Here is a 20,750-nt window from a genome sequence, read left to right on the forward strand (position 1 = left end):
GAAACGGTTACCGCCATCGCCAGTGATGCCGCGGGCAATATCTCCGCCGCGGTTACCGTGACGGCCCCGGATACCACCGCGCCGGAAGCGCCCGCGGCTCTCCTGGTCGCGGAAGATGGCGCCTCGGTCAGCGGTACAGCGGAAGCCGGCAGCACGGTCACGATCAGTGATGTGGCAGGCAATGTGCTGGGCAGTGTCACAGCAGGGAGCGACGGCAGCTTTACGGTGCCGCTGTCGCCTGCGCTGACCAACGGAGAAACGATTACCGCCATTGCCAGTGATGCCGCGGGCAATATCTCCGCCGCGGTTACCGTGACGGCCCCGGATACCACCGCGCCGGAAGCGCCCGCGGCTCTCCTGGTCGCGGAAGATGGCGCGTCGGTCAGCGGTACAGCGGAAGCCGGCAGCACGGTCACGATCAGTGATGCAGCCGGCAATGTACTAGGCAACGCCACGGCAGGGAGCGACGGCAGCTTTACTGTGCCGCTGTCGCCTGCGCTGACCAACGGAGAAACGATTACCGCCGTCGCCAGTGATACTGCCGGTAATATCTCCGCCGCGGTTACCGTGACGGCCCCGGATACCACCGCGCCGGAAGCGCCCGCGGCTCTCCTGGTCGAGGAAGATGGCGCCTCGGTCAGCGGCACCGCCGAAGCCGGCAGCACGGTCACTATCAGTGATACCGCAGGCACTGTGCTGGGCAGCGTCACGGCAGGCGGAGACGGCAGCTTTACCGTGCCGCTGTCACCCGCGCTGACCAACGGTGAAACGGTTACCGCCGTCGCCAGTGATATAACAGGAAACATGTCGCCACCTGCCACAATAACCGCCCCGGATACCACCGCGCCGGAAGCGCCCGCGGCTCTCCTGGTCGCAGAAGATGGCGCGTCGGTCAGCGGCACCGCCGAAGCCGGCAGCACGGTCACGATCAGCGATGCGGCAGGCAATGTGCTGGGCAGCGTCATGGCAGGGAGCGACGGCAGCTTTACCGTGCCGCTGTCGCCCGCGCTCACCAACGGAGAAACGGTTACCGCCATCGCCAGTGATACTGCCGGTAATATCTCCGCCGCGGTTACCGTGACGGCCCCGGATACCACCGCGCCGGAAGCGCCCGCGGCTCTCCTGGTCGCGGAAGATGGCGCGTCGGTCAGCGGTTCAGCGGAAGCTGGCAGTACGGTCACGATCAGCGATGCGGCAGGTAATGTGCTGGGCAGTGTCACAGCAGGCGGAGACGGCAGCTTTAGCGTGCCGCTGTCGCCCGCGCTGACCAACGGAGAAACGGTTACCGCCGTCGCCAGTGATGCCGCGGGCAATATCTCCGAACCCGCCACAATAACCGCCCCGGATACCACCGCGCCGGAAGCGCCTGCGGCTCTCCTGGTCGCGGAAGATGGCGCCTCGGTCAGCGGTACAGCGGAAGCCGGCAGCACGGTCACGATCAGTGATGTGGCAGGCAATGTGCTGGGCAGTGTCACAGCAGGGAGCGACGGCAGCTTTACGGTGCCGCTGTCGCCTGCGCTGACCAACGGAGAAACGATTACCGCCATTGCCAGTGATGCCGCGGGCAATATCTCCGCCGCGGTTACCGTGACGGCCCCGGATACCACCGCGCCGGAAGCGCCCGCGGCTCTCCTGGTCGCGGAAGATGGCGCGTCGGTCAGCGGTACAGCGGAAGCCGGCAGCACGGTCACGATCAGCGACGCGGCAGGCAATGTGTTGGGCAGTGTCATGGCAGGGAGCGACGGCAGCTTTAGCGTGCCGCTGTCGCCCGCGCTGACCAACGGAGAAACGGTTACCGCCGTCGCCCGCGATGCCGCGGGCAATATCTCCGAACCCGCCACAATAACCGCCCCGGATACCACCGCGCCGGAAGCGCCAACCGCTAATATCAGCGACGATGGCGGTAGCATCAGCGGCGTCGCTGAAAGCAACAGTACGGTTACCATCACGTTGGAGGATGGTTCGTCTGTAACGGTTCAGGCGGGTTCTGATGGCAACTACAGTCACACGTTCTCCAGTGCGCAGGCGGACGGGCAATCGATATCCGTTACCGCTACCGATGTGGCCGGGAATGTTTCCACTGCCACCACCGTTATCGCGCCGGTGTTGGTACTGTCGGCAAGTGATAATTCTGTATTGCTGGATTTGACTACTGATGCGGCAGTCACCACTGAATCGTACAGTGACTGGGGATTGCTGGTCGTAGGGGCGCTGGGTAACATTGCATCATTGCTGGGAAATGATAGCGCACAGGTTACCTTCACAATTGATGAGGGCGCATCGGCGGACATTGTTTTGGAAGCCAATGCCACCGGCGGCGTGCTGTCGTTGCTTAGCAGCATGGGAGTGATGGTGCAGCAATATAATGCTGCTACTGATGCCTGGACGACGGTGATTGATACCTCGAACGCGCAGTGGGCCAGCCTGCTGACCATTGGCAGTAACGGCGTTACGCTTAATGTGGATAATCTGACGGAAGGCACTTACCGAGCGCTGGCTTATAACACCACGTTGCTGGCGGTAGGATCTTTCATCAGTCTGGAAGCGACGGTGACGCAAATTGCCGCTGGCATACTTGTCGGAGAAACCAGCTTCAGCGGTAATGTGATTATCGATGCCGATCCTGAACATGGCACCGATGTGGCGCCGGCTGGTACGGTGGTGACGCAGGTAACGAATAGCGCGGGCGATGTGGTTACGGTAACGCAGGATGCCGCCACAATCCAGGGGACATACGGTACGCTGACCATCAATCCCGACGGCAGCTATACCTACACGCTCACCGATACCGCTACGACGCATCTGGGCCAGACCGATAGCTTCACCTACACCATTATTGCCAATGGCGTAACGGCTAACGCCAACCTTAATATCTCGCTGGGAACGGATATCAACGCGCCCGGTAATGTGATTGCAGTGGATGACGCGGCATCCATTACCTTTGATACTACCGTGGCGGCGATAGATAACGGCGTGTCGTCGCAAAACGGATTTACTGTGTTGAATCTGGCGTTGGGCAGCACTCTGGATGTGGGGCTATTGGCTAATATTACCGATCCCATTATTTTTGATGTGGAAGAAGGGACGACCCGGACGATGACGCTCCAGGCCTCCGTCGGCGGGGTTTCGCTTCTGTCCGGGTTTGATCTTTATATCTACAAATTCAATGACGCCACTCAGCAGTACGATCAGTATCGGATGGTGGAGGGGTGGCTGACCGTTCCGCTTGCGGGTGGTTCTTCCGATGAACTGACCTTGACGCTGGACGGCGGCCAATATTTGTTCCTGCTGGATACCGCTTACGGTATTAGTGCGCTGACGGCGTATACCCTGAATATTCTGGAAGATCACGTTTATACCGTTGAAACGGTCAGCGCCAGCACATCTGGCAACGTGATGGACGATGACACCGTGCCTACGGGGTCGGCGATCAGCGCGGTGAATGGCGTGGCGATCGCTGCGGAGGGAACCACTAGCATCACTGGTGAATATGGCGTGCTGACCATTGATGCACAGGGCAATTATACCTATATGTTGAACGCCGGCGTCGGCGCGGACCATATCACCGCGCCGGACAGCTTCGTCTATACAGTGAGGGCGCCGGACGGCGAATCCGACAGCGGCACGCTGAATATCACGTTGGTAGCCAGCGCGCTGGCGGCGGTGGACGATAGCGTCACGCTGCCAGTTACCACGGTACAGGAAGAGGCCGCTTATAGTGACAGTAATGCGGGTTCCACTACCTGGAGTACGGCGGTGTTTGCATCGACCTCCGGGAGCGCCAGCGGTACGGTGACGGTAGCGGAGAACATGGTGCTGAAAGATGCGACCATTCTGTTTAATGTGAATTCTGTTTTAAGTCTCAGCAGTCTAAGTATTAGCTGGACTTTACGGGGCAGTGACGGAACTCAACTGGCATCCGGCAGTGTACCCAGTGGTACGTTGTTGGGCGGTAGCGCAACGGCTTCGCTGAATAGTCTGGAACTGGCGGCTGGCGACTATACCCTCAATTTTACCGGCTCCGTCGGCGGGCTATCCATCGGGACTATCACGGTGAGCGCATCGGTAACGGGCACCAGCATGTTGCTGGATAGTTTCCAGACCCAAACCGCCACCGCGACGGGGAATATCTTTGACGGCAGCGGTTCGGAAGGCAGTGCTTCCGACCAACTGGTTTCGGTGCAGACTACCTTGTCCATTGCCGATGCGAATGGCGTCGTCACCACCCTGGATCCCTATACCACCAGCGACGCCACGGCGACGGTACAAGGACGGTATGGCGTACTGACGCTCAATATCGACGGCGGATACAGCTATATCCTGAACAGTGACGTGGGTATCGGCGCCATCAATGTTAAAGAAACCTTCGATTACACACTCACTACGGCGGGGGGCGAGACAGTCAGCGCCACGCTGACTATCGATTTGGCGCCGCAGATAAACGGCACCATCTATAACGATATCGGCACCAGTTCGGTCTACGACGATACCTTTACGCTCAGTAGCGGCAGCGACACGTTAATTTTCGACCTGTTGAATGGCGCGGACGCTACCGGCGGTAACGGCAGCGATATCTGGACGGATTTCTCATTGACCGATGGCGATCAGATCGATGTCAGCCTGTTGCTGCAAGGCTGGAGCGCTGACAGCGGCAATCTCGGCGACTGGATTTCCGTTGAGACGATAGGCGGCAATACGGTGATCTCTATTGACCGAGACGGTCAAGGCGCGGCGTTCAGCGCTACGGAACTGGTCACATTGCAGGCGGTGCAGATTACCCTGGATGAACTGCTGGAAAATAACGCCATGACTGCCTAACGTAAAACACAAAGCCTGTTGGCGCGGTGGGGCCACTGCGCCGACGGCTCGCTTGCTTACCATATGTTGCTGTACTTAATCGGTTGATTATTTTAGGGAAGAATATGGGGAATTGTCGTGAATACACGATGAAGCTGGTTTGCCTCTGGGGGTTGGCCGGGGGCATTTACAGCGAGGTCAGCGTCGCGCAGGCATCACTTCAGCCAGATTTTATCAGTACTGAGCAGATTGTCGCCCAGCAACTGCCTGCGCTTTCAAGTCAGGTCGCGCCGCCGGTCGCGTCCAACGCGCCTGAAAACCTGGATATCAATGTCGCTGTCGCGCGTGCCGTCTCCTGGCATCCTGATATTCGTGAGGCGGTCGGCCAACTGTTCGAACAGTCGGAAGCCGTCAACGTGGCGCAGGCGCAATATTATCCGCAGGTGAACGGCGGGATTAATAATGGCATTACCAACAGTTACAGCGACAGCGGCTATAGCCCGTCGCTAGTGCTGTCGATTACCCAGATGTTGTATGATTTCGGCAAGGCGGATAGCCAGGTGCGCGCCGCCAACGCTGGCGTGGCGCAGGCGCAGGCGAATGTACTGGTGAGCATTGATACCGTGGCGCATGATACCTCGTCGGCGATAGTTCAGGTACAGGGCTATCAGAAGCTGGTCGGGATCGCCCGCGAGCAACTGGCTGCGCTTAACGGCATTAGCCAACTGGCGCGTCAGCGCAGCGATGAGGGCGCCAGTTCAGTGTCGGATGTGGTGCAAACCGAAGCGCGTATCGAAGGCGCGCGCGCGATGTTGCTACAGTATCAGGCCAATCTTGATCGTTGGCGCGCCACGCTCAGCGCACGGTTGGGCTGGGATCGCATTCAGCATGTCAGCGACGCTTTTCCTGCAAGCCTGCAAGGTGTTTGCGACGTTAGCCAACCTGATGACCAACTGATCCCTGCGGTGCTGGCGGCTTACGCCCAGGCCAATAAAGCACAGGCGCAATTGGATGAGAGCAGCGCCCGGATGCTTCCTACCATCTCCTTACAGCCGGAAGTTACGCATTATCTGAATGACCGTTACGCCAATAGCCAAACACTGGATCGCACACAATATTCCGCCTGGGTAAAAGTGGAAGTGCCGCTGTATCAGGGCGGTCGGTTAACCGCCAGCCGCAACGCGGCGGCGCACTTGCTGGAAGCCGCCAAAGCCGCAGTACAGAACGCACAGTTGACGGCGCGTCAGCGGTTGACGGAAGCGAAAAATGAAGCGCAAAGTCTGGCGCGCACCCTGAAAATTCAGGCACGGCAGCAGCAACTGGGAGAGCGAACCCGCGCGCTTTATCAACAGCAATATCTGGAACTGGGCACCCGGCCATTGCTTGATGTACTCAACGCTGAACAAGAGGTGTTTCAGGCGCGCTTCACCGAGCAACAGACCTTGACGCAATTGCGCCAGTTGCAACTCGATTGTCTGTATAGCACCGGCAAAATGCGCAGTGCGTTCGCCTTGAATAATCGCACCATCCAGTCGGTGGAGATCCAGCCATGAGTCGGTTGACGGAGAGAGCAGATTCCGCGGCGTCGGAAAGTCAGAAACAGGCATTGCCGCAGTGGGCCGCGGCCATCGGTTATGTGGCTGCTTATTACCGGCTGGCTTTTTCGCCGGGCGCGCTTCAGGCCAGCGCCCGCTGGCTGGAAGATCGCACGTTTTCACAGGCGTTGCAAAGCCTGGCGCGGCAGGCCGGACTGACCGCTTGCGTGCAGTCGCATCAGGCGATTACCGTCTGGCGGTTGCCGTTGGCGGTGCAACTGACGGATGGTCAGGTCGGGGTTATTGAACAGTTTGATGGCGAAGATACCGTGAGTCTCTGTTTTGTGGCAGACGGCAACCAGCTTAGCCAGCTTTCCCTGAGTCAACTTTTACCGTCGATCCGCCAGGTGGTGACGCTGCGTCCCGCGGCGTTGAAAGACAGCCGCGCCAGCCGCTATCTGCAAAGCTATCGACCGGACTGGCTGTGGACGCTGGCGCTGCGGGATATTAAGCCTTACGGCTATGTGATGCTGGCCTCGCTGATCGTTAACATCCTGTCGCTGGCCGGGATCCTGTTTTCCATGCAGGTCTATGACCGAGTGATCCCGGCGCAATCTTACCCGACGCTTTATGTCCTGTTCGGCGGCGTGTTGATCGCGGTGATCTTCGCTTTTCTGTTACGGGTCGGACGGGCGCACATTACGGATATTCTCGGCAAGCGTGCGGATATCCGCATCTCCGATCGCGTTTTCGGTCATGCCTTAAGGCTACGTAACAGCGTCATTCCGCGCTCCACTGGCAGCTTTATTTCCCAACTCCGCGAACTGGAGCAGATCCGTGAAATGGCGACCTCCACGACGGTTTCCGCGGTAGTGGATCTGCCGTTTTTCCTGCTGTTCTGGCTGGTGCTGGCGATCATTGCGCCATCGTTATCGTGGATCGCGCCGGCGGCGGCGTTGCTTATGGTTCTGCCCGGCCTGTTGCTGCAAAAGAAACTGGCGCGGCTGGCGCGCCAGTCCACACAGGAAAATACGCTGCGCAACGCGGTGCTGGTGGAAAGTGTGCAGGGACTGGAAGATATCAAACTGATGCAGGCGGAGAATCGTTTTCAGCAGCAGTGGAATAACTACATCAGCATCAGCGCCGAATCCGGCGTGCGGATCCGTAAGCTCACCCAGTGGCTGATTAGCTGGGGCGTGAGTATTCAGGGATTGGTGTATGCGCTGGTGGTGATGATTGGCGCGCCGCTGGTTATCGAAGGCGAAATGACTACCGGGGCGATTGTTGCCGCGTCGTTGCTATCATCCCGCATGATTGCGCCGATGACTACGCTGTGCGGCGTACTGGCCCGCTGGCAACAGGTCAAAGCCGCGAAAGAAGGGCTGGACAGTATCATGCAGCTACCGGTGGAGAACAGCCAGGATGAAAGCAAAGTACATTGCGCGGTGTTGTACGGTCACTACCAGTTTCGCGGCGCGTCATTCCGTTATCATAGTGAAGAGAGCGGTATCGCGCTGAAAATCGCGCAACTGGAGATCCATCCTGGCGAGCGCGTGGCGTTGCTGGGGCGCAATGGCGCCGGGAAATCCACCTTGCTTCAGGCGATGGTTGGAGGCATGGAGTTGGTGGAAGGTGAACTGCGGCTTGATAACCTCAGTCTGGCGCATATCGATATGGCGGATGTACGGCGCAACGTCGCGTTGATCACACAGCATGCCCGGCTGTTTTTCGGCACACTGCGTGACAACCTGACGCTGGGGGCGCCTCGCGCCAGCGATGCGGAGATATTTGCCGCGCTGGACGTATGCGGCGCGGCAGATTTTGTCAAAAAGCTGGCGCTGGGGCTGGATCACCCGGTTATGGAAGGCGGGATCGGACTTTCCGGCGGTCAGCGGCAGTCGATTCTGCTGGCGCGCATGTTGCTGCGCGATCCCAATATCGTGCTGTTGGATGAGCCCACCGCCTTTCTGGACGAACACACCGAGCGGGAATTTATTCAACGTCTTGCAGGTTGGCTGGCGGGCCGCACGCTGGTGGTGGCAACCCACCGTGTTGCGGTGCTTGAGTTGGTGGAACGCGTTATCGTACTGCAAGAAGGGCAACTGGTGATGGATGCGCCCAAAGAGCAGGCATTAAGTACTGTCCGTGATCGTAACAGACGTCAGGAGGGGACGAATGAAAAACCATCCGCCTGAACTGATGATTGACGATCTGGAAAATGAACATGGCCGGGAAAGTCAGTACGTCGGCGCCAGGCGGATCATTGTGATCACCGCGTTGTTGCTACTGGTGGCGGGGGTGTGGGCCTGGTTTGGCACACTGGATGAAGTCTCGACCGGTAGCGGAAAAGTGATCCCCAGTTCGCGCGAACAGGTGTTGCAATCGCTGGATGGCGGAATACTAGCAGGGCTGAAAGTACGCGAGGGGAGTCTGGTTGAGGCGGGACAAGTGGTGGCGAGGCTGGACCCGACTCGCTCCGAGTCCAATGTTGGAGAGAGCGCCGCTCGCTATCGCGCAGCGCTGGCCGCCAGCGCCCGACTCAGTGCGGAGGTTAATGATGAAGCGCTGTCATTTCCCGAGTCGCTAGCGGACAGGCCGGAACTGATCGCGGCGGAAACCCGGCTTTATAACAGCCGCCGGAAACAACTTAAGGATGCCCAATCACAGTTGAGGGAAGCACAGAAGCTGGTTGAGAGCGAACTGAAGATCACGGAGCGATTGGTGAAAAGCGGGGCGGCGAGCCATGTTGAAGTGCTGCGTCTACGGCGACAGAAAACGGATCTCGATCTGAAACTGATCGATCTGCGTTCGCAATATTATGTCCAGGCGCGAGAAGAGTTGGCTAAAGCCAATGCGGAAGTGACCATGCTTTCGGAGGTAATTAAAGGACGCACCGACTTCGTTACGCGTCTGACGGTACGTTCGCCGGTGCGTGGTATTGTGAAAAATATCCAGGTAACCACCATCGGCGGGGTTATTCCGCCTAATGGTCAACTGATGGAGATTGTACCGGTGGATGATCGTTTGTTGATTGAAGCGCGTCTGTCGCCACGGGATATCGCGTTCATTCATCCGCGTCAGAAAGCGCTGGTGAAAATCACCGCTTATGATTATGCCATTTACGGAGGGCTGGATGGCGTGGTGGAAAGCATTTCGCCGGACACCATTCAGGATGAAGTCAAACCAGAAATCTTTTATTACCGGGTATTCATTCGCACCAATCAGGATTATCTGCAAAACAAAGCTGGCCGCCACTTTGCCATTGTGCCGGGGATGATAGCCACGGTGGATATTAAAACTGGTGAGAAAACGGTGATGGACTATTTAATCAAACCGTTTAACCGTGTGAAAGAGGCATTACGGGAACGTTAATCGCCAGCCAAGATAACCCAAGGCTCCATGTGGGGCAGGGGAACTTTTTGATCCGTATTGTCACTTACGATATATCTTATTCACTGGAGACGGATCATGCGTATCATGCCTTCCAACCCTGCTATTTTTCATGAGGCGATTTTACGGGATGACGCAAAAACGATTCAGGAACTAAGATCACAGGGTTATCAGCCGGTAGCCGTAGATAAAAACGGCGACTCGCCAATGGATGTTCTATCCAAACGTCAGGATATCAGTGCTGATACTCGCCAGAAGTTGCACCACAGCCTGCTGTCCTCGCTCAATCCCACCGCGCCTAAGGGATATGTCAAACCAGAGGCCTTTCATGGTTCGCCGTGGGGATTCGAAATACTGCGCAGTGCCGCATTAAAGGCGGGCGTCAACGATCCTAAAGGGGGGTCGCAATCTCTGGAGGGAAAGGTGTTTTTTTCCGATCGCACGCCGTTGTCGGCTGGCGATGCCGAAACGAGGAACAAACTGCGTCAGAGTGCGCGAGTTTATGCGTTGGGCGCGGGGTCGAAACTGACGACGGTTGAGACCCGCAGCGAAATATATTTGTTGGCCAGAGCGGTCAACCGGGCTTATGAGCGCAATGCGTTTCCCGACTCCCCGAAAATCGCATTGCTTTTACCCAGTGCGGACAACCCGGAAGAAGCGGTTTACCTTTCTTTGCTGCGGCACCTGGCCGCGCACGGCGCGCTGACCCATGAAAAGTCGGACGGACAGATGTTGGCGAAGTTTCCTTTTCCCGCCAACGTGACGGTTAAAGACAGTTCCGTCACCTTCTCCAGCGAGCATGTTAGCGCCATGATGCGGCAAGCCTTTGAACGTATCGAACGGGAGTTGCTGGATGGCAAGCTGCCGTATCTCAACGCGTTGAATGAAGGCAATGGTGTGCCAATAGTGTTTGGTTTCAGCAAGATCGAAAATATGCAAACGCATCAGATAAGGAATAAGCTGCTCAATAAGGTCAGCCAGTATAGCTATCAATCCGCCGATCATCCGCTTTCCGGTTCGCCCAGCGGCGGTAAACTCAAGGAGATTGAAGTCAAATCGCGGCGAGATCTCGCCACCTTGATGCTGGCATGCATCGCGAAAAACGTGCCATTGCCGGACAATACGCTAATTCGTATAAGTCCCTCGCCTCGCGATAAACAGAACAGTGGCGTCAAAGCGCAGTATCTGGATGGCGCTGTCGTTGAGCAGTTTCGCCGCGACCTGATGAACGGCCGGGAAAAGAGCGATATCGCCTCACTCGGTCTGAACGAGCTACAGGCGCTCAACAGGCAGTGGCGCGCCAGTGCGGAAAAAATGGATTCTCAAACATCCGGTAGCCATAGCTGAGCCAGCGTTTGCGCGCCGCGTCGCGTTTTTCGCGGGCTTCCGCCAGCGTGATTTGAGGGTAGGGGCCAAAGGCCAGACGGCTTTCTTTACCGGCGAAGCGATAACGGAAATACCATAACTTAGCGCCGCTGGTGGATACCGTGAGGTACAGGCCTTGCGAGTCAGTGAGTTTGTAAGATTTTGCGAGAGGTTTCGCGGATCGGACTTTGCTGTCAGTTAACATATGAGGGGCACTCCCGTTCATCGAACTGAATGACCCGCAATCTGACCCACAAATCCCCGATACGAAGGGATAAATCAAAACGTATCTGGAAAGATTTTTACGCCAACTTATTGAATCGTAACAACATAGGGATTGATAAGGAGGCATAAAAAAGGAAAGGTGGTGCCCGGACTCGGAATCGAACCAAGGACACGAGGATTTTCAATCCTTTAGTTCTATTGTTACTCAAATGTAGAGTCTTTTTTGGTGTGAGCATATACATCCTGATCAGTTATCAGGTGAATCTATATGCATGTAATTCCTGTGATTTCTACTAAAGGTGGGGAAGGAAAGTCTACTCAGGCCGCAAATTTGGCGGGGTTTCTGGCTGATGCTGGATTAAAGACGTTATTGATAGACGGCGATTACGCCCAACCTACATCGAGTAGTATTTTTGCTCTGGAGTATGAGGCTCCTTGTGGTTTGTATGAGTTGTTAATGCAAACCGTCAATCTCAACGATCCCACTCAGGTTATCTCCAAAACCGTTATCACTGGGCTTGATCTCATTATCTCAAATGATCCTAATGCCCAATTGCCTACTGCGATGTTAAATGCGCCAGATGGAAGATTCCGTCTACGCAATATTCTCCAGCACCCACTTTTTTCTCAATACGATGTGATCATCGTCGACTCACAGGGAGCTCGAACTATTATGTTGGAGCTCATAGTGCTGGCCGCTACGAACACCGCAATTGGTGTTATTAAACCCATTTTGCCGGATGTAAGGGAATTTATACGTGGCACCATTCATATGATGGAAAGCCTGCTGCCTTTTTCTGCATTTGGGCTGGTATTGCCGCAGGTAAAAGTCCTCATCAATTGCATGAAATACACTCGTCGTGCAAAGGAAACATACAAGATCCTTGGCGAAATTATTGATACGGGTAAGTATAGCCAGCATAGCCAGTCGATATCAGTTTCTCTTTTAGATACATTTATTTATGACCTTGAGATTTATGTTGAGGGTCACTCTGCTGGTCAACCTGCCCATCGCCTTGAAAGTGAAACCAAACGTGTAAGTGATTCTGCTGCCACAACAATGCATTCACTTGCAAGTGAATTATTTCCTCAGTGGAAAGAGCAGTTCGATTCCGTTCTACGGAACCAAACTGGTGCGGAGGAGGTAGGGACTGGTGATTATGCCGGGGAGGGAAAGCAATGAAGACCCTCTATCGTGCGATTTGTTTTTGCACAGACTCTCAGTATCGCGGTTTTGATGAGAAGTATGTCTTTTTCGAAACGGTTGACAATGAGCAAGCTGGAGAGCGCTTACAAGCCATGTTATCCGATATTTGGGCTGTGCCTGAATCCGCTGTAGGTGTTTGTAACGTCTATTCAGAAAAAAATCTGCTTCTGGATTCGCTCGATGATTCTCCCGGACGAGGCGACAAGGTTCTGTTTGAAAACGGCTGGGATAAAGAAAAAAAGAGTGTTCAATATCTCCCCTATAACGATTGGCCTTTGATGTTAGTTTCTCCCCGTACCCATGAACGTCTGCTGAAAGCCTTTCTGAGTTTGAATGAAAGAAACGTGGAGATGGTGAACCATGGCTAATCAAAAGGCATCGCCCAATCTCCCTTATTCCGCGGAAGCTGAACAATCCATACTTGGTTCTCTGATGATCGACAATGAACGCTGGGATGAGGTTGTTCTCATTATTGGTGAGAGTGACTTTTTTAATCTCATGCATCGCGTGATTTTTCGTGAAATGGCTCGTCTGGTTGGTGCTGGGTTGCCTATCGACTTAATTACGCTTTCCGACTCACTGGAGAAGCAGGGAAGTTCTCGTGAGGAGCATATTTTCGCCTATCTTGCTGAGATGGCGAAAAACACGCCAAGTGCAGCGAACACGGTAGCGTATTGCGAAATCGTTGCCAGAGACAGTCGGGCCAGACAGCTTGCTGCTCTTGGTGCGGATTTGACTCGGCAGGTGAGTCAACCTCGTGCTGATATACCCCAGATTATGGAGATGGCTGAACGACGAATTATTGATATTGCAGAAAAGGCAGAACCGCAAAAGACAATCACTGTCGTTGACGGGCTTGAAAAGGTTGTAGCGGAACTGGAGGTTCGCCATCGTTCCCCCGATGGTATCACTGGAACGGCAACAGGATTTATCGAGCTGGATGCGAAAACCTGTGGCTTACAGAATGGCGATCTGATTTTGTTGGCTGCCCGCCCTTCAATGGGAAAGACGGCGTTAGGGCTAAACATGATCACAGGAACGCTAAATCACAATAGCGCCAATGTTACCCAGATATACAGCCTTGAGCAGCCTTCAACTCAACTCCTTATGCGTCTTATCTCTTCTATTGGGTTTGTTCCATTACAAAACCTGCGTAGTGGAGATCTGACTGATGAGCAATGGTCACAGATTGGCTCGGCAGTTGAAACCATTACTAAATGGCAAAAAAGACTGGTTATCGATGATACCAGCGATCTTACGCCAGCAATGCTTCGGGTGAGAGCCCGCCGTAATGCCAGGAAGTACGGTAAACCCGCTTTAATAATGGTCGACTATCTGCAACTGATGCGATGCCCCGGCATGGAGAACAGAACGCAGGAAATTGCTGAGATATCTCGTTCGCTAAAGTCTCTGGCCAAAGAGATGGACTGTCCTGTTGTCGCGCTTTCTCAGCTTAACCGTTCTCTGGAGCAGCGTGCTGATAAACGCCCCAATAATGGTGATTTACGTGATTCCGGTTCGCTTGAACAGGATGCGGATGTCACGTTATTTATTTACCGTGACGAAGTTTACAACCCAAATAGTCCAGATAAAGGATTAGCTGAAATTATTATGGGTAAACAGCGTCAAGGGCCAATAGGAACGATAAAAGTTCAGTTTGACGGGCGTTTTACTCGCTTCACTAATATGCCTTTCGATGCTCAGGGAGGTTACTGATGGCGAGTAAACCGAAAGCGCTGAATATGACGGATGCGCTACTGATGCGAGGAAAATCGCCAGCTCAACCATCGCAGGTCGCTGTACTGCCTGTGAGTGAAATGGCGATGGTACTGACGCTCGACGAACTGCGTCCCAACCCCGATAACCCCCGTACGTCACGTAATCCCAAGTACGATGATATCAAAGCGTCGATCCGCATGCGCGGTCTGGATTCATTGCCTAAAGTGACCAGAGACCCTGATGGTGATGATATCTATATCTTTAGTGACGGAGGGAATACACGCTACCAGATATTGTGTGAGCTCTATCAGGAAACCGGGGATGAACGATTTTATCGGATCCATACGATATTCAAACCCTGGCCGGGACGTCTGCAATGCGTGATTGGTCATTTGGCCGAGAATGAAGTCCGTGGCGATTTAACCTATATCGAAAAGGCGTTCGGTATTCACAAGGCTCGAACGATTTGGGAAGAACAACTGGGGCGTAGTGTCACACTGCGTGAGCTTTCCGAACTGTTAAACCAGCAGGGTTATCCGATTGATAGCTCAAGTATCAGCCGTATGGAAGATACACTGAAATATTTGCACCCCCATCTGCCAACCCTGCTGAATTCAGGTCTCAGTCGCTCTCAAACAATGCCTCTGCTGGCATTACGCTCTGCGGCAGAGAAGACGTGGAAGGTCTATGCGAATGATGTGGCGTGCCAGCATACATCTGATTTTTCCGATGCCTTTTCTGCTGCCTGTAGTGTGTTCGATGATCCTGATCGGTATTCACTGGAAATGTTTCGTGATGAGCTGATTGGGGAGTTATTGAAAGCGCTGCCGCATCCGTCACTCAACTACGATCGCTGGTTGATAGAGTTGGATCCCAAAGAGCAACAGCGCCGGGAATTATTTGGTGAGCCACTGGCCCCACCTGTTTTACAAGAGCCTATCCGTCAGCCATTAAAAGAGAATATCACTCAGCTTCCGCCACAAACAGGGCCAGAGAATCCGGTCACTGGCTTACGTTCAGGGACGCTTGTCGGTGGAGTAACTCGCCCCGAACCTGCTCCGGGTAACGCTTCAGAAACAGGGCTGACTCCTGATGCGGGTATGCAACCGATTGATGCAGGGATACCCTCCACTTCGCCATATCGTACCGAGCTTCAGCCGGATCTCTACGGTGGCCAGACTGTGATTGGTGGTGAAACTGTAAGCCCTATGGGAAATAGTTTTTCGCAGACATCATTGATGTCCGCGTTATCTGAAAACCGTGACGGTGCATTATTAGAAGAAGGACATGTTTCATCCTCTTCATCTGTTTCTTTCGCGGCTACGGGGCTGGAGCCTGTCGCGGATATCTGGCACATACCTGCACTTCAGGACGACATTGAACACCTACAGGATATGTCCTACAGGCTGGCTTTTGAGTTGGCTGAAGCCATGGGATGTGCCGACGATATTTCAGAAGCCAAACGCTGGGATCAGGCTGGCTATACCACGTCGGACACAAACAACAACGAGTTTGTTTTGTTGCTTGCCGGGCTGACTGGGGAAGATCGCGAATTGCCTTTTAATACATTCGGTTTTTGCCTGAATTTCCTGGGTTTTCCTCAGAAATCCGGCTCTCCCGTCCTTCATGATGTCCATGTCGTGAAATTCATGCGTTTGATTCGGGTGCTGCGTCGTTTGCGTGAACTGCAACGTGATGATGCCCGTGGAGGTGACCATGTCGCATGATCTTGATGATGAAATGGCAATGGCCACAACCGAACAACTGTTGCAGAGCAGTTTGTCATTGATTCTTAGAAATGTTCATAACGGGCGTATTTCAAATACATGTTGTGATTCATGCGGGAATGAAATCCCTGAGGCCCGTCGTTTGGCTGTTCCTGGTGTAGAGCTTTGTGTTGGATGCCAGGAAGTCGAAGAACATCTGACAAAAGTTGGTAGCCGGAGGGGGAAATGAATAACAGTAACAGATTACCTAAACGTATTCGGAAACTGATGTCGTTAGTCACGCAAAATAACGATCTGAATGAAATTACCCGGGCATTGCGTTTGGCTCAAAAGCTCATTCTGCGTCATTCCATTCTGGAGCAAGAGCCTGAAATTTCATCGATTCGTGAATCGATATGCCGACGAGTACCATCAGATGCGGTAAGTATTCCTGGGTGGCTTAACGGACTTGCTGCTGTTGTGTGCATGGCCACAGGTTGTAGCTGCTGGTTTGATCTATACAGCACGACTACGCGTTATCGAAGAATGTGTCTTCGCCGCTCAGTCCACTTTTATGGATTCAGCGGTCGTTCTGATATCGCTGCCTATCTCTTTAAAGTGTTATCACAGCAGCTGAGAGAAGCGACTGAGCGGCATATCAAGGATTTACCTCGTTTGAAACCCCAGATCCGCCGTATTCGTACTGACCAGTTTCGGGAAGGTTGGGTGGGGGGCGTGTGGAGCGCTCTGGAATCATTCACTCCATCTGAACGTGAAGACCAACTTCTTAAAACTTGGCTGCGCCAGCGTTGCGGGAAAAACGCATTATCTCCATCTCCGCTATACCACGCCCGTAAGGATGGTGCATTGGATTTTCCCGATTACCAATATGCAGGGGATATTCATGGATAACTTACTGAGAAAACGGGCTTGCAATACGCTTTTATTCATTTGTTGTGGGATGAGTTGGGCTATTGATTTTTTGTTGATCGTCGATTGGGTGAATGGGGGGCAGCTATGAGCCAGGGATTATCTCAGGCAACAAATGCGTTATTGACGCATATCTTAATGGAACTGAAGTCAGGAAATATTCGTCGTTGTGAAGCACTGGGAATGACGATGGAAGAGGTTCGTCAATTGAGCCAACTAACGGTGGACGATCTGTATTACCTGACGCAAAGCAGTGTATCTGTACTCAATTTTCAGATTAATCACGACAATTTTTGGTCAATGGTTAACCAGGCTCGTACTGAACAAAAACGGTTACAGCGAATTGATCGCGCCCTGGCGTTAGGTGGCTCAATAGAGCTGATGCAATTCTATTTTGGCCTGTCGACGTCGGAAGTTAGCTCGAGACGCCGTTTAAATGGTGTCGAAACACGGCAGGGGAGAGTTCAGGCCCCCACGGAAGAAGAAGACGCGGCGCTATGGGAGCAATGGCGCAGTTCTGGACTGTCATCGCCGGACTCACATGAAGCACTGGATGTCATGATGTTGGCGGCGGAACAACAGAATGTTTCTCTCACTGCGGTCTGGACTCGTGTTAATGCCTGGTGCCGTGAAGCAGTACTGGAAAGAAAGGAAAAGGCGGGAGGCTGAGATGCGGCTTGCTGAGTTTCGTATATGTCAACGTGCAACCCCCAGTGTTGTGCGTAAAGCGACTCGTTTCATCGAGGCATGGCAGCGCGGTGAACGAATTTACAAGCGCTTGCAAACCAATGGCTATCTCAAAATCGACATTGGGCCGTTCTGGCGTTTGTTAAGCAAGGATGGTGGCGGACACTGGCATTTGATGAGCCATGAGACCTATAACAGGGAAATCAAAAAATGACGATAAAGCGCAAGATCTGGGCTGCCAAGACAACGCTATGGCTACCGTCATCCCGCGTTCAACTGGAGAGAGCAAGTGATGATACTTGCCGATAAATCATATGTTCTGGGGGCGATGTTTATTCAGTTCCTGCTAGCTGATGAGCTGTGGCATACAACAACCAGAAGTGAAGGGATCATTTATCATGTGATTCATTTGGGGTTCTCATCGTTAAAAAAACCGTCTTCCCGCTTTCCATTTCGAACCTTTCATATCATTACGTTCTCGTTTCTTATCATGAATGTCCGTGTTGGATTGATTCAAACAAACGGTAAGCGATGATGGGATTACCTGCTGACAGTGTTATCGCATTCACACTCCAGAGAATGGAGGAGGGTATTTCCCGACAGGGAAATAGTGATCCCTCTAGCCCGGTCAATGAACGTAGCGGATTGCTTTATCTGGGGAATGTGCATGATGCCGTTCCCCGGCGACTGTTTCTGGATAGCAGGCTTAGCCCGCTGGATAAAACAGCATGGGTGATGATCCGTTTGTATGCCCAGCAAAATGATGGCGCGGTATTTCCTACATACGATGAGCTGCAACTTCAGTTGGCTTCACCCCACGCCGAGAAAGCCTCGCGTGAAACTATCAGCCGTACGCTGCTAATGTTGCGAATAACCGGCTGGCTTAGTCTTTGTAAACGTGTGCGCGATGAGTATGGGCGCGTACGCGGAAATATCTACGCTCAACATGATGAGCCGCTGAGCTGCCGTGATGCGGAAACGTTTGACCCAGGCTGGCTGGATTTGGTTGCACGCAGCTGCGGACATAAGAATAAATCGGTACGGATGACCGCACTCAATGTTTTGGAGGCGATCCGTAACGATCCCTCCATGCGACATCGCCATTCCAGGGTGACCATGATTGAGGCACGCCTGGATTCACCATCGACTCCCTCTCAACTGGCATCACTCCAGCGGGGAATGCAGCCGAGTTCGAATTCCGAACTCAGTAAAAAACAAGGCGAGATAAGGGAAAAATCACTGAGTTCGGAATCCGAACTTAGTGATGGGAATAGCAATAATACACTGAGTTCGGAATCCGAACTCAGTCTAAAATCAACAGGTTATAACCAAGTTCGAAAATCGAACTGTAACGTACGTAGTTTCACACACAGTGTGAATAAAAAAACGTACGTACCGGAAAGCGGGCACAGTTCAACACTGCCTGAAGCATTGCTTTGTCGTATCACGGCCGATGATGCCGACATGCTCAGCAGACAACTCACGGCGTTGCCTGCCGAGCAAGCGTCTGCTCTGCTGACCATGCTGAATACACAGCTCAAGCGCGGGCAGTTAGCCAACCCACTTGGTTGGCTATTATCGATGATGAAGTGTGCCCGAGAAGGGCGGCTGGTGCTGCCCGCTGAGCAAGCAGAACAATCAGCAGGAAGCGTAACGCTTTCTGAAACGGCGAAGGGAAGAGCGTCGGCAGCAATGACACCAACGGTGGACCGTCCCGCTCCTGAGCCGCCAGAAAGCCTTCCGGCGCAGGCAGACTCTAAGGCGAGTCAGGAAAGAGTTTCCAACCTGGTTGCTGATATCAGAGCCAGAATATTGACCTCTGGAAAATAAGGTGGTTAAAAATCTTACTTGCTGCCAGTGGCGGTAAGGTCAAGAAATAACCAATATGATATTCAGGATGGCATGTGGGGTACCTGGTCAATGTGGATACTGATGTTTTGGTTAAAAAGCGTACTTGTTGCCAGTGGCAACAAGGTCAAAAAATAACCAATGTGATGTTCAGGGTGGTATGCGGGGTACCTAGTTAGTGCGAATTTGGTGGAATGGTTAAAAATTGTACTTGTTGCGCCCCGCAACAAGGTCAAAAAATAACCAATGCGATGTTCAGGGTGGTATGCGGGGTACCTAGTTAGTGCGGATTTGGTGGAATGGTTAAAAATTGTACTTGTTGCGCCCCACAACAAGGTCAAAAAATAACCAATGCGATGTTCAGGGTGGTATGCGAGGTACCTGATTGGAGCGGATTTGGTAATATGGTTAAAAAGTGTACTTTGCTGCGCCCCGCAGCACGGTATGAAAAACAACCACATTGATGCACTCGCGTCAAATTCGTGAAATCAATATTGAGTTTCGCGTTGTTGGGGGAGTCCTCTTTTATTAACTATTTAGTCTTTCTTAACTGATTAATTAACAGGTTAGAGAGACAACGATGGCTGAAAGAGTTGGAAAGACGACGGGGGCATTGCAGTCCGAGTTAAAAATTGAATTGCATACTAACTATGCAATCAATCTCTGGGTCGGGCGCCGAAGAGTAAAAAAGAACGACGAAAATGGTGTTGCAGCCCGCCCTCCTATTATGGGAATGCCAGGGTTTCTGCACCAGGCCGCTCGTATCAATAGTGATTCTCTGAAAAACAACCCATGGGCAGACAAGACCATGTTGGCTCTTGAGGAAAAGCTCAATGAGGCCAGCACGTTGATGTCTGAAGAAATTGCATCCCTGGATAAAGAGATGAATGTATTGCCTCGGGGAGTAACACTGACGGAAGCCGTTGCTAAAGAACCTCTGGATATCAAGGTATACAGTAATTCGCCACTGGGATATCGCTGCGTCTATCTGCTGATTGGGTTTGACCAATTGGCCAAACAGGTTTTACAGGCGTTTCACTATGGCTTGATTTCGCGTAATCGTCGCGATCAGTTACTCAGCGGTAACGGACGAACGTTACGCCAGATCTACTCGATTGTTTTGAAATACCGCTCGGTTCCAGTGTCACGCATTGATGCTATCGAACAAAATGAAGCTTGGCAGAAAGCGTGTGAGGCATTAGGTGAGCCAGATCGTGATGTCTTGTTGGGTAAGAAACGTTCCATATTTTCTCCTCCAATCCATGAGGCCAGTGTCAATTTGTTGCTCATGCACGATAAAGCGCGTACGACACCTGCGTCGACTAACCCGTAGTCTGGAGG

At 53.1% G+C, this 20,750-nt stretch carries 15 protein-coding genes and 1 pseudogene; 15 read left to right on the top strand and 1 reads right to left on the bottom strand.

The window, feature by feature from the left end; all coding sequences use genetic code 11:
- From NC856_RS16500 to NC856_RS16520, 5 genes are all read left to right on the top strand, one after another.
- Nucleotides 1–4,818 (top strand): BapA/Bap/LapF family large adhesin (locus tag NC856_RS16500; RefSeq protein ID WP_264091545.1); only part of this gene is annotated, 4,818 nt, incomplete at its 5' end.
- Nucleotides 4,819–4,946: 128 nt separating this feature from the next.
- Complete coding sequence (locus NC856_RS16505) at nt 4,947–6,350, top strand: TolC family outer membrane protein (protein WP_404802341.1); 1,404 nt, start codon at nt 4,947–4,949, stop codon at nt 6,348–6,350.
- On the top strand, nt 6,347–8,527 hold the full coding sequence (locus tag NC856_RS16510; protein WP_264091547.1) for a type I secretion system permease/ATPase: 2,181 nt from the start codon (nt 6,347–6,349) through the stop codon (nt 8,525–8,527). The genes NC856_RS16505 and NC856_RS16510 overlap by 4 nt, the downstream gene beginning before the upstream one ends.
- 4 nt (nt 8,528–8,531) lie before the next feature.
- Nucleotides 8,532–9,704 (top strand): HlyD family efflux transporter periplasmic adaptor subunit, encoded by a 1,173-nt coding sequence (locus NC856_RS16515; protein WP_404802342.1) that lies wholly within the window; start codon nt 8,532–8,534, stop codon nt 9,702–9,704.
- A gap of 96 nt (nt 9,705–9,800) precedes the next feature.
- Nucleotides 9,801–11,069 (top strand): hypothetical protein, encoded by a 1,269-nt coding sequence (locus NC856_RS16520; RefSeq protein ID WP_264091548.1) that lies wholly within the window; start codon nt 9,801–9,803, stop codon nt 11,067–11,069.
- A 7-nt stretch (nt 11,070–11,076) separates the two neighbouring features.
- Here NC856_RS16520 and NC856_RS16525 read toward each other — a convergent pair.
- Nucleotides 11,077–11,292, bottom strand: a pseudogene (locus tag NC856_RS16525) (Arm DNA-binding domain-containing protein); the annotation flags it as partial.
- Nucleotides 11,293–11,580: 288 nt separating this feature from the next.
- Between NC856_RS16525 and NC856_RS16530 the strand changes: the two are divergent.
- The 10 genes from NC856_RS16530 (at nt 11,581) to NC856_RS16575 (ending at nt 20,742) form a co-directional block, all read left to right on the top strand.
- On the top strand, nt 11,581–12,495 hold the full coding sequence (locus NC856_RS16530) for a ParA family protein (RefSeq protein ID WP_264091549.1): 915 nt from the start codon (nt 11,581–11,583) through the stop codon (nt 12,493–12,495).
- Complete coding sequence (locus tag NC856_RS16535; protein WP_264091550.1) at nt 12,492–12,887, top strand: hypothetical protein; 396 nt, start codon at nt 12,492–12,494, stop codon at nt 12,885–12,887. The genes NC856_RS16530 and NC856_RS16535 overlap by 4 nt, the downstream gene beginning before the upstream one ends.
- Nucleotides 12,880–14,235, top strand: a complete 1,356-nt coding sequence (dnaB-PI, locus tag NC856_RS16540) for an SPI-7-type island replicative DNA helicase (RefSeq protein ID WP_264091551.1) — start codon at nt 12,880–12,882, stop codon at nt 14,233–14,235. The genes NC856_RS16535 and dnaB-PI overlap by 8 nt, the downstream gene beginning before the upstream one ends.
- Nucleotides 14,235–15,965: a ParB family protein gene (locus NC856_RS16545; protein ID WP_264091552.1), complete on the top strand. Its 1,731-nt coding sequence runs from the start codon at nt 14,235–14,237 to the stop codon at nt 15,963–15,965. Before dnaB-PI ends, NC856_RS16545 begins: the two co-directional genes overlap by 1 nt.
- Nucleotides 15,955–16,194 (top strand): TraR/DksA C4-type zinc finger protein, encoded by a 240-nt coding sequence (locus tag NC856_RS16550; RefSeq protein WP_264091553.1) that lies wholly within the window; start codon nt 15,955–15,957, stop codon nt 16,192–16,194. Before NC856_RS16545 ends, NC856_RS16550 begins: the two co-directional genes overlap by 11 nt.
- On the top strand, nt 16,191–16,856 hold the full coding sequence (locus NC856_RS16555; protein ID WP_264091554.1) for a DUF7168 domain-containing protein: 666 nt from the start codon (nt 16,191–16,193) through the stop codon (nt 16,854–16,856). Before NC856_RS16550 ends, NC856_RS16555 begins: the two co-directional genes overlap by 4 nt.
- A gap of 105 nt (nt 16,857–16,961) precedes the next feature.
- On the top strand, nt 16,962–17,543 hold the full coding sequence (locus NC856_RS16560; protein WP_012822371.1) for a DUF2857 domain-containing protein: 582 nt from the start codon (nt 16,962–16,964) through the stop codon (nt 17,541–17,543).
- Between the two features lies 1 nt (nt 17,544).
- Complete coding sequence (locus NC856_RS16565) at nt 17,545–17,775, top strand: ParE family toxin-like protein (RefSeq protein WP_264091555.1); 231 nt, start codon at nt 17,545–17,547, stop codon at nt 17,773–17,775.
- Between the two features lie 320 nt (nt 17,776–18,095).
- Nucleotides 18,096–19,391 carry an STY4528 family pathogenicity island replication protein gene (locus NC856_RS16570; RefSeq protein WP_264091556.1) on the top strand — a complete coding sequence of 432 codons (1,296 nt, stop codon included), beginning with the start codon at nt 18,096–18,098 and terminating at the stop codon, nt 19,389–19,391.
- A gap of 598 nt (nt 19,392–19,989) precedes the next feature.
- Complete coding sequence (locus NC856_RS16575) at nt 19,990–20,742, top strand: PFL_4669 family integrating conjugative element protein (RefSeq protein ID WP_264091557.1); 753 nt, start codon at nt 19,990–19,992, stop codon at nt 20,740–20,742.
- The last annotated feature ends 8 nt before the right edge of the window (nt 20,743–20,750 follow it).

It is taken from the genome of Brenneria izbisi (genome assembly GCF_025840185.1).
In the GTDB taxonomy this organism is placed as follows: domain Bacteria; phylum Pseudomonadota; class Gammaproteobacteria; order Enterobacterales; family Enterobacteriaceae; genus Brenneria; species Brenneria izbisi.

Excerpts from the sequence above, each read along its gene's own strand:
- NC856_RS16520 (WP_264091548.1), top strand. The coding sequence starts at position 9,801 with ATGCGTATCATGCCTTCCAACCCTGCTATTTTTCATGAGGCGATTTTA.
- dnaB-PI (WP_264091551.1), top strand. The coding sequence starts at position 12,880 with ATGGCTAATCAAAAGGCATCGCCCAATCTCCCTTATTCCGCGGAAGCT.
- NC856_RS16570 (WP_264091556.1), top strand. The coding sequence starts at position 18,096 with ATGGGATTACCTGCTGACAGTGTTATCGCATTCACACTCCAGAGAATG.
- NC856_RS16505 (WP_404802341.1), top strand. The coding sequence starts at position 4,947 with ATGAAGCTGGTTTGCCTCTGGGGGTTGGCCGGGGGCATTTACAGCGAG.
- NC856_RS16535 (WP_264091550.1), top strand. The coding sequence starts at position 12,492 with ATGAAGACCCTCTATCGTGCGATTTGTTTTTGCACAGACTCTCAGTAT.
- NC856_RS16545 (WP_264091552.1), top strand. The coding sequence starts at position 14,235 with ATGGCGAGTAAACCGAAAGCGCTGAATATGACGGATGCGCTACTGATG.
- NC856_RS16515 (WP_404802342.1), top strand. The coding sequence starts at position 8,532 with ATGATTGACGATCTGGAAAATGAACATGGCCGGGAAAGTCAGTACGTC.
- NC856_RS16565 (WP_264091555.1), top strand. The coding sequence starts at position 17,545 with ATGCGGCTTGCTGAGTTTCGTATATGTCAACGTGCAACCCCCAGTGTT.
- NC856_RS16530 (WP_264091549.1), top strand. The coding sequence starts at position 11,581 with ATGCATGTAATTCCTGTGATTTCTACTAAAGGTGGGGAAGGAAAGTCT.
- NC856_RS16575 (WP_264091557.1), top strand. The coding sequence starts at position 19,990 with ATGGCTGAAAGAGTTGGAAAGACGACGGGGGCATTGCAGTCCGAGTTA.
- NC856_RS16550 (WP_264091553.1), top strand. The coding sequence starts at position 15,955 with ATGTCGCATGATCTTGATGATGAAATGGCAATGGCCACAACCGAACAA.
- NC856_RS16510 (WP_264091547.1), top strand. The coding sequence starts at position 6,347 with ATGAGTCGGTTGACGGAGAGAGCAGATTCCGCGGCGTCGGAAAGTCAG.
- NC856_RS16555 (WP_264091554.1), top strand. The coding sequence starts at position 16,191 with ATGAATAACAGTAACAGATTACCTAAACGTATTCGGAAACTGATGTCG.
- NC856_RS16560 (WP_012822371.1), top strand. The coding sequence starts at position 16,962 with ATGAGCCAGGGATTATCTCAGGCAACAAATGCGTTATTGACGCATATC.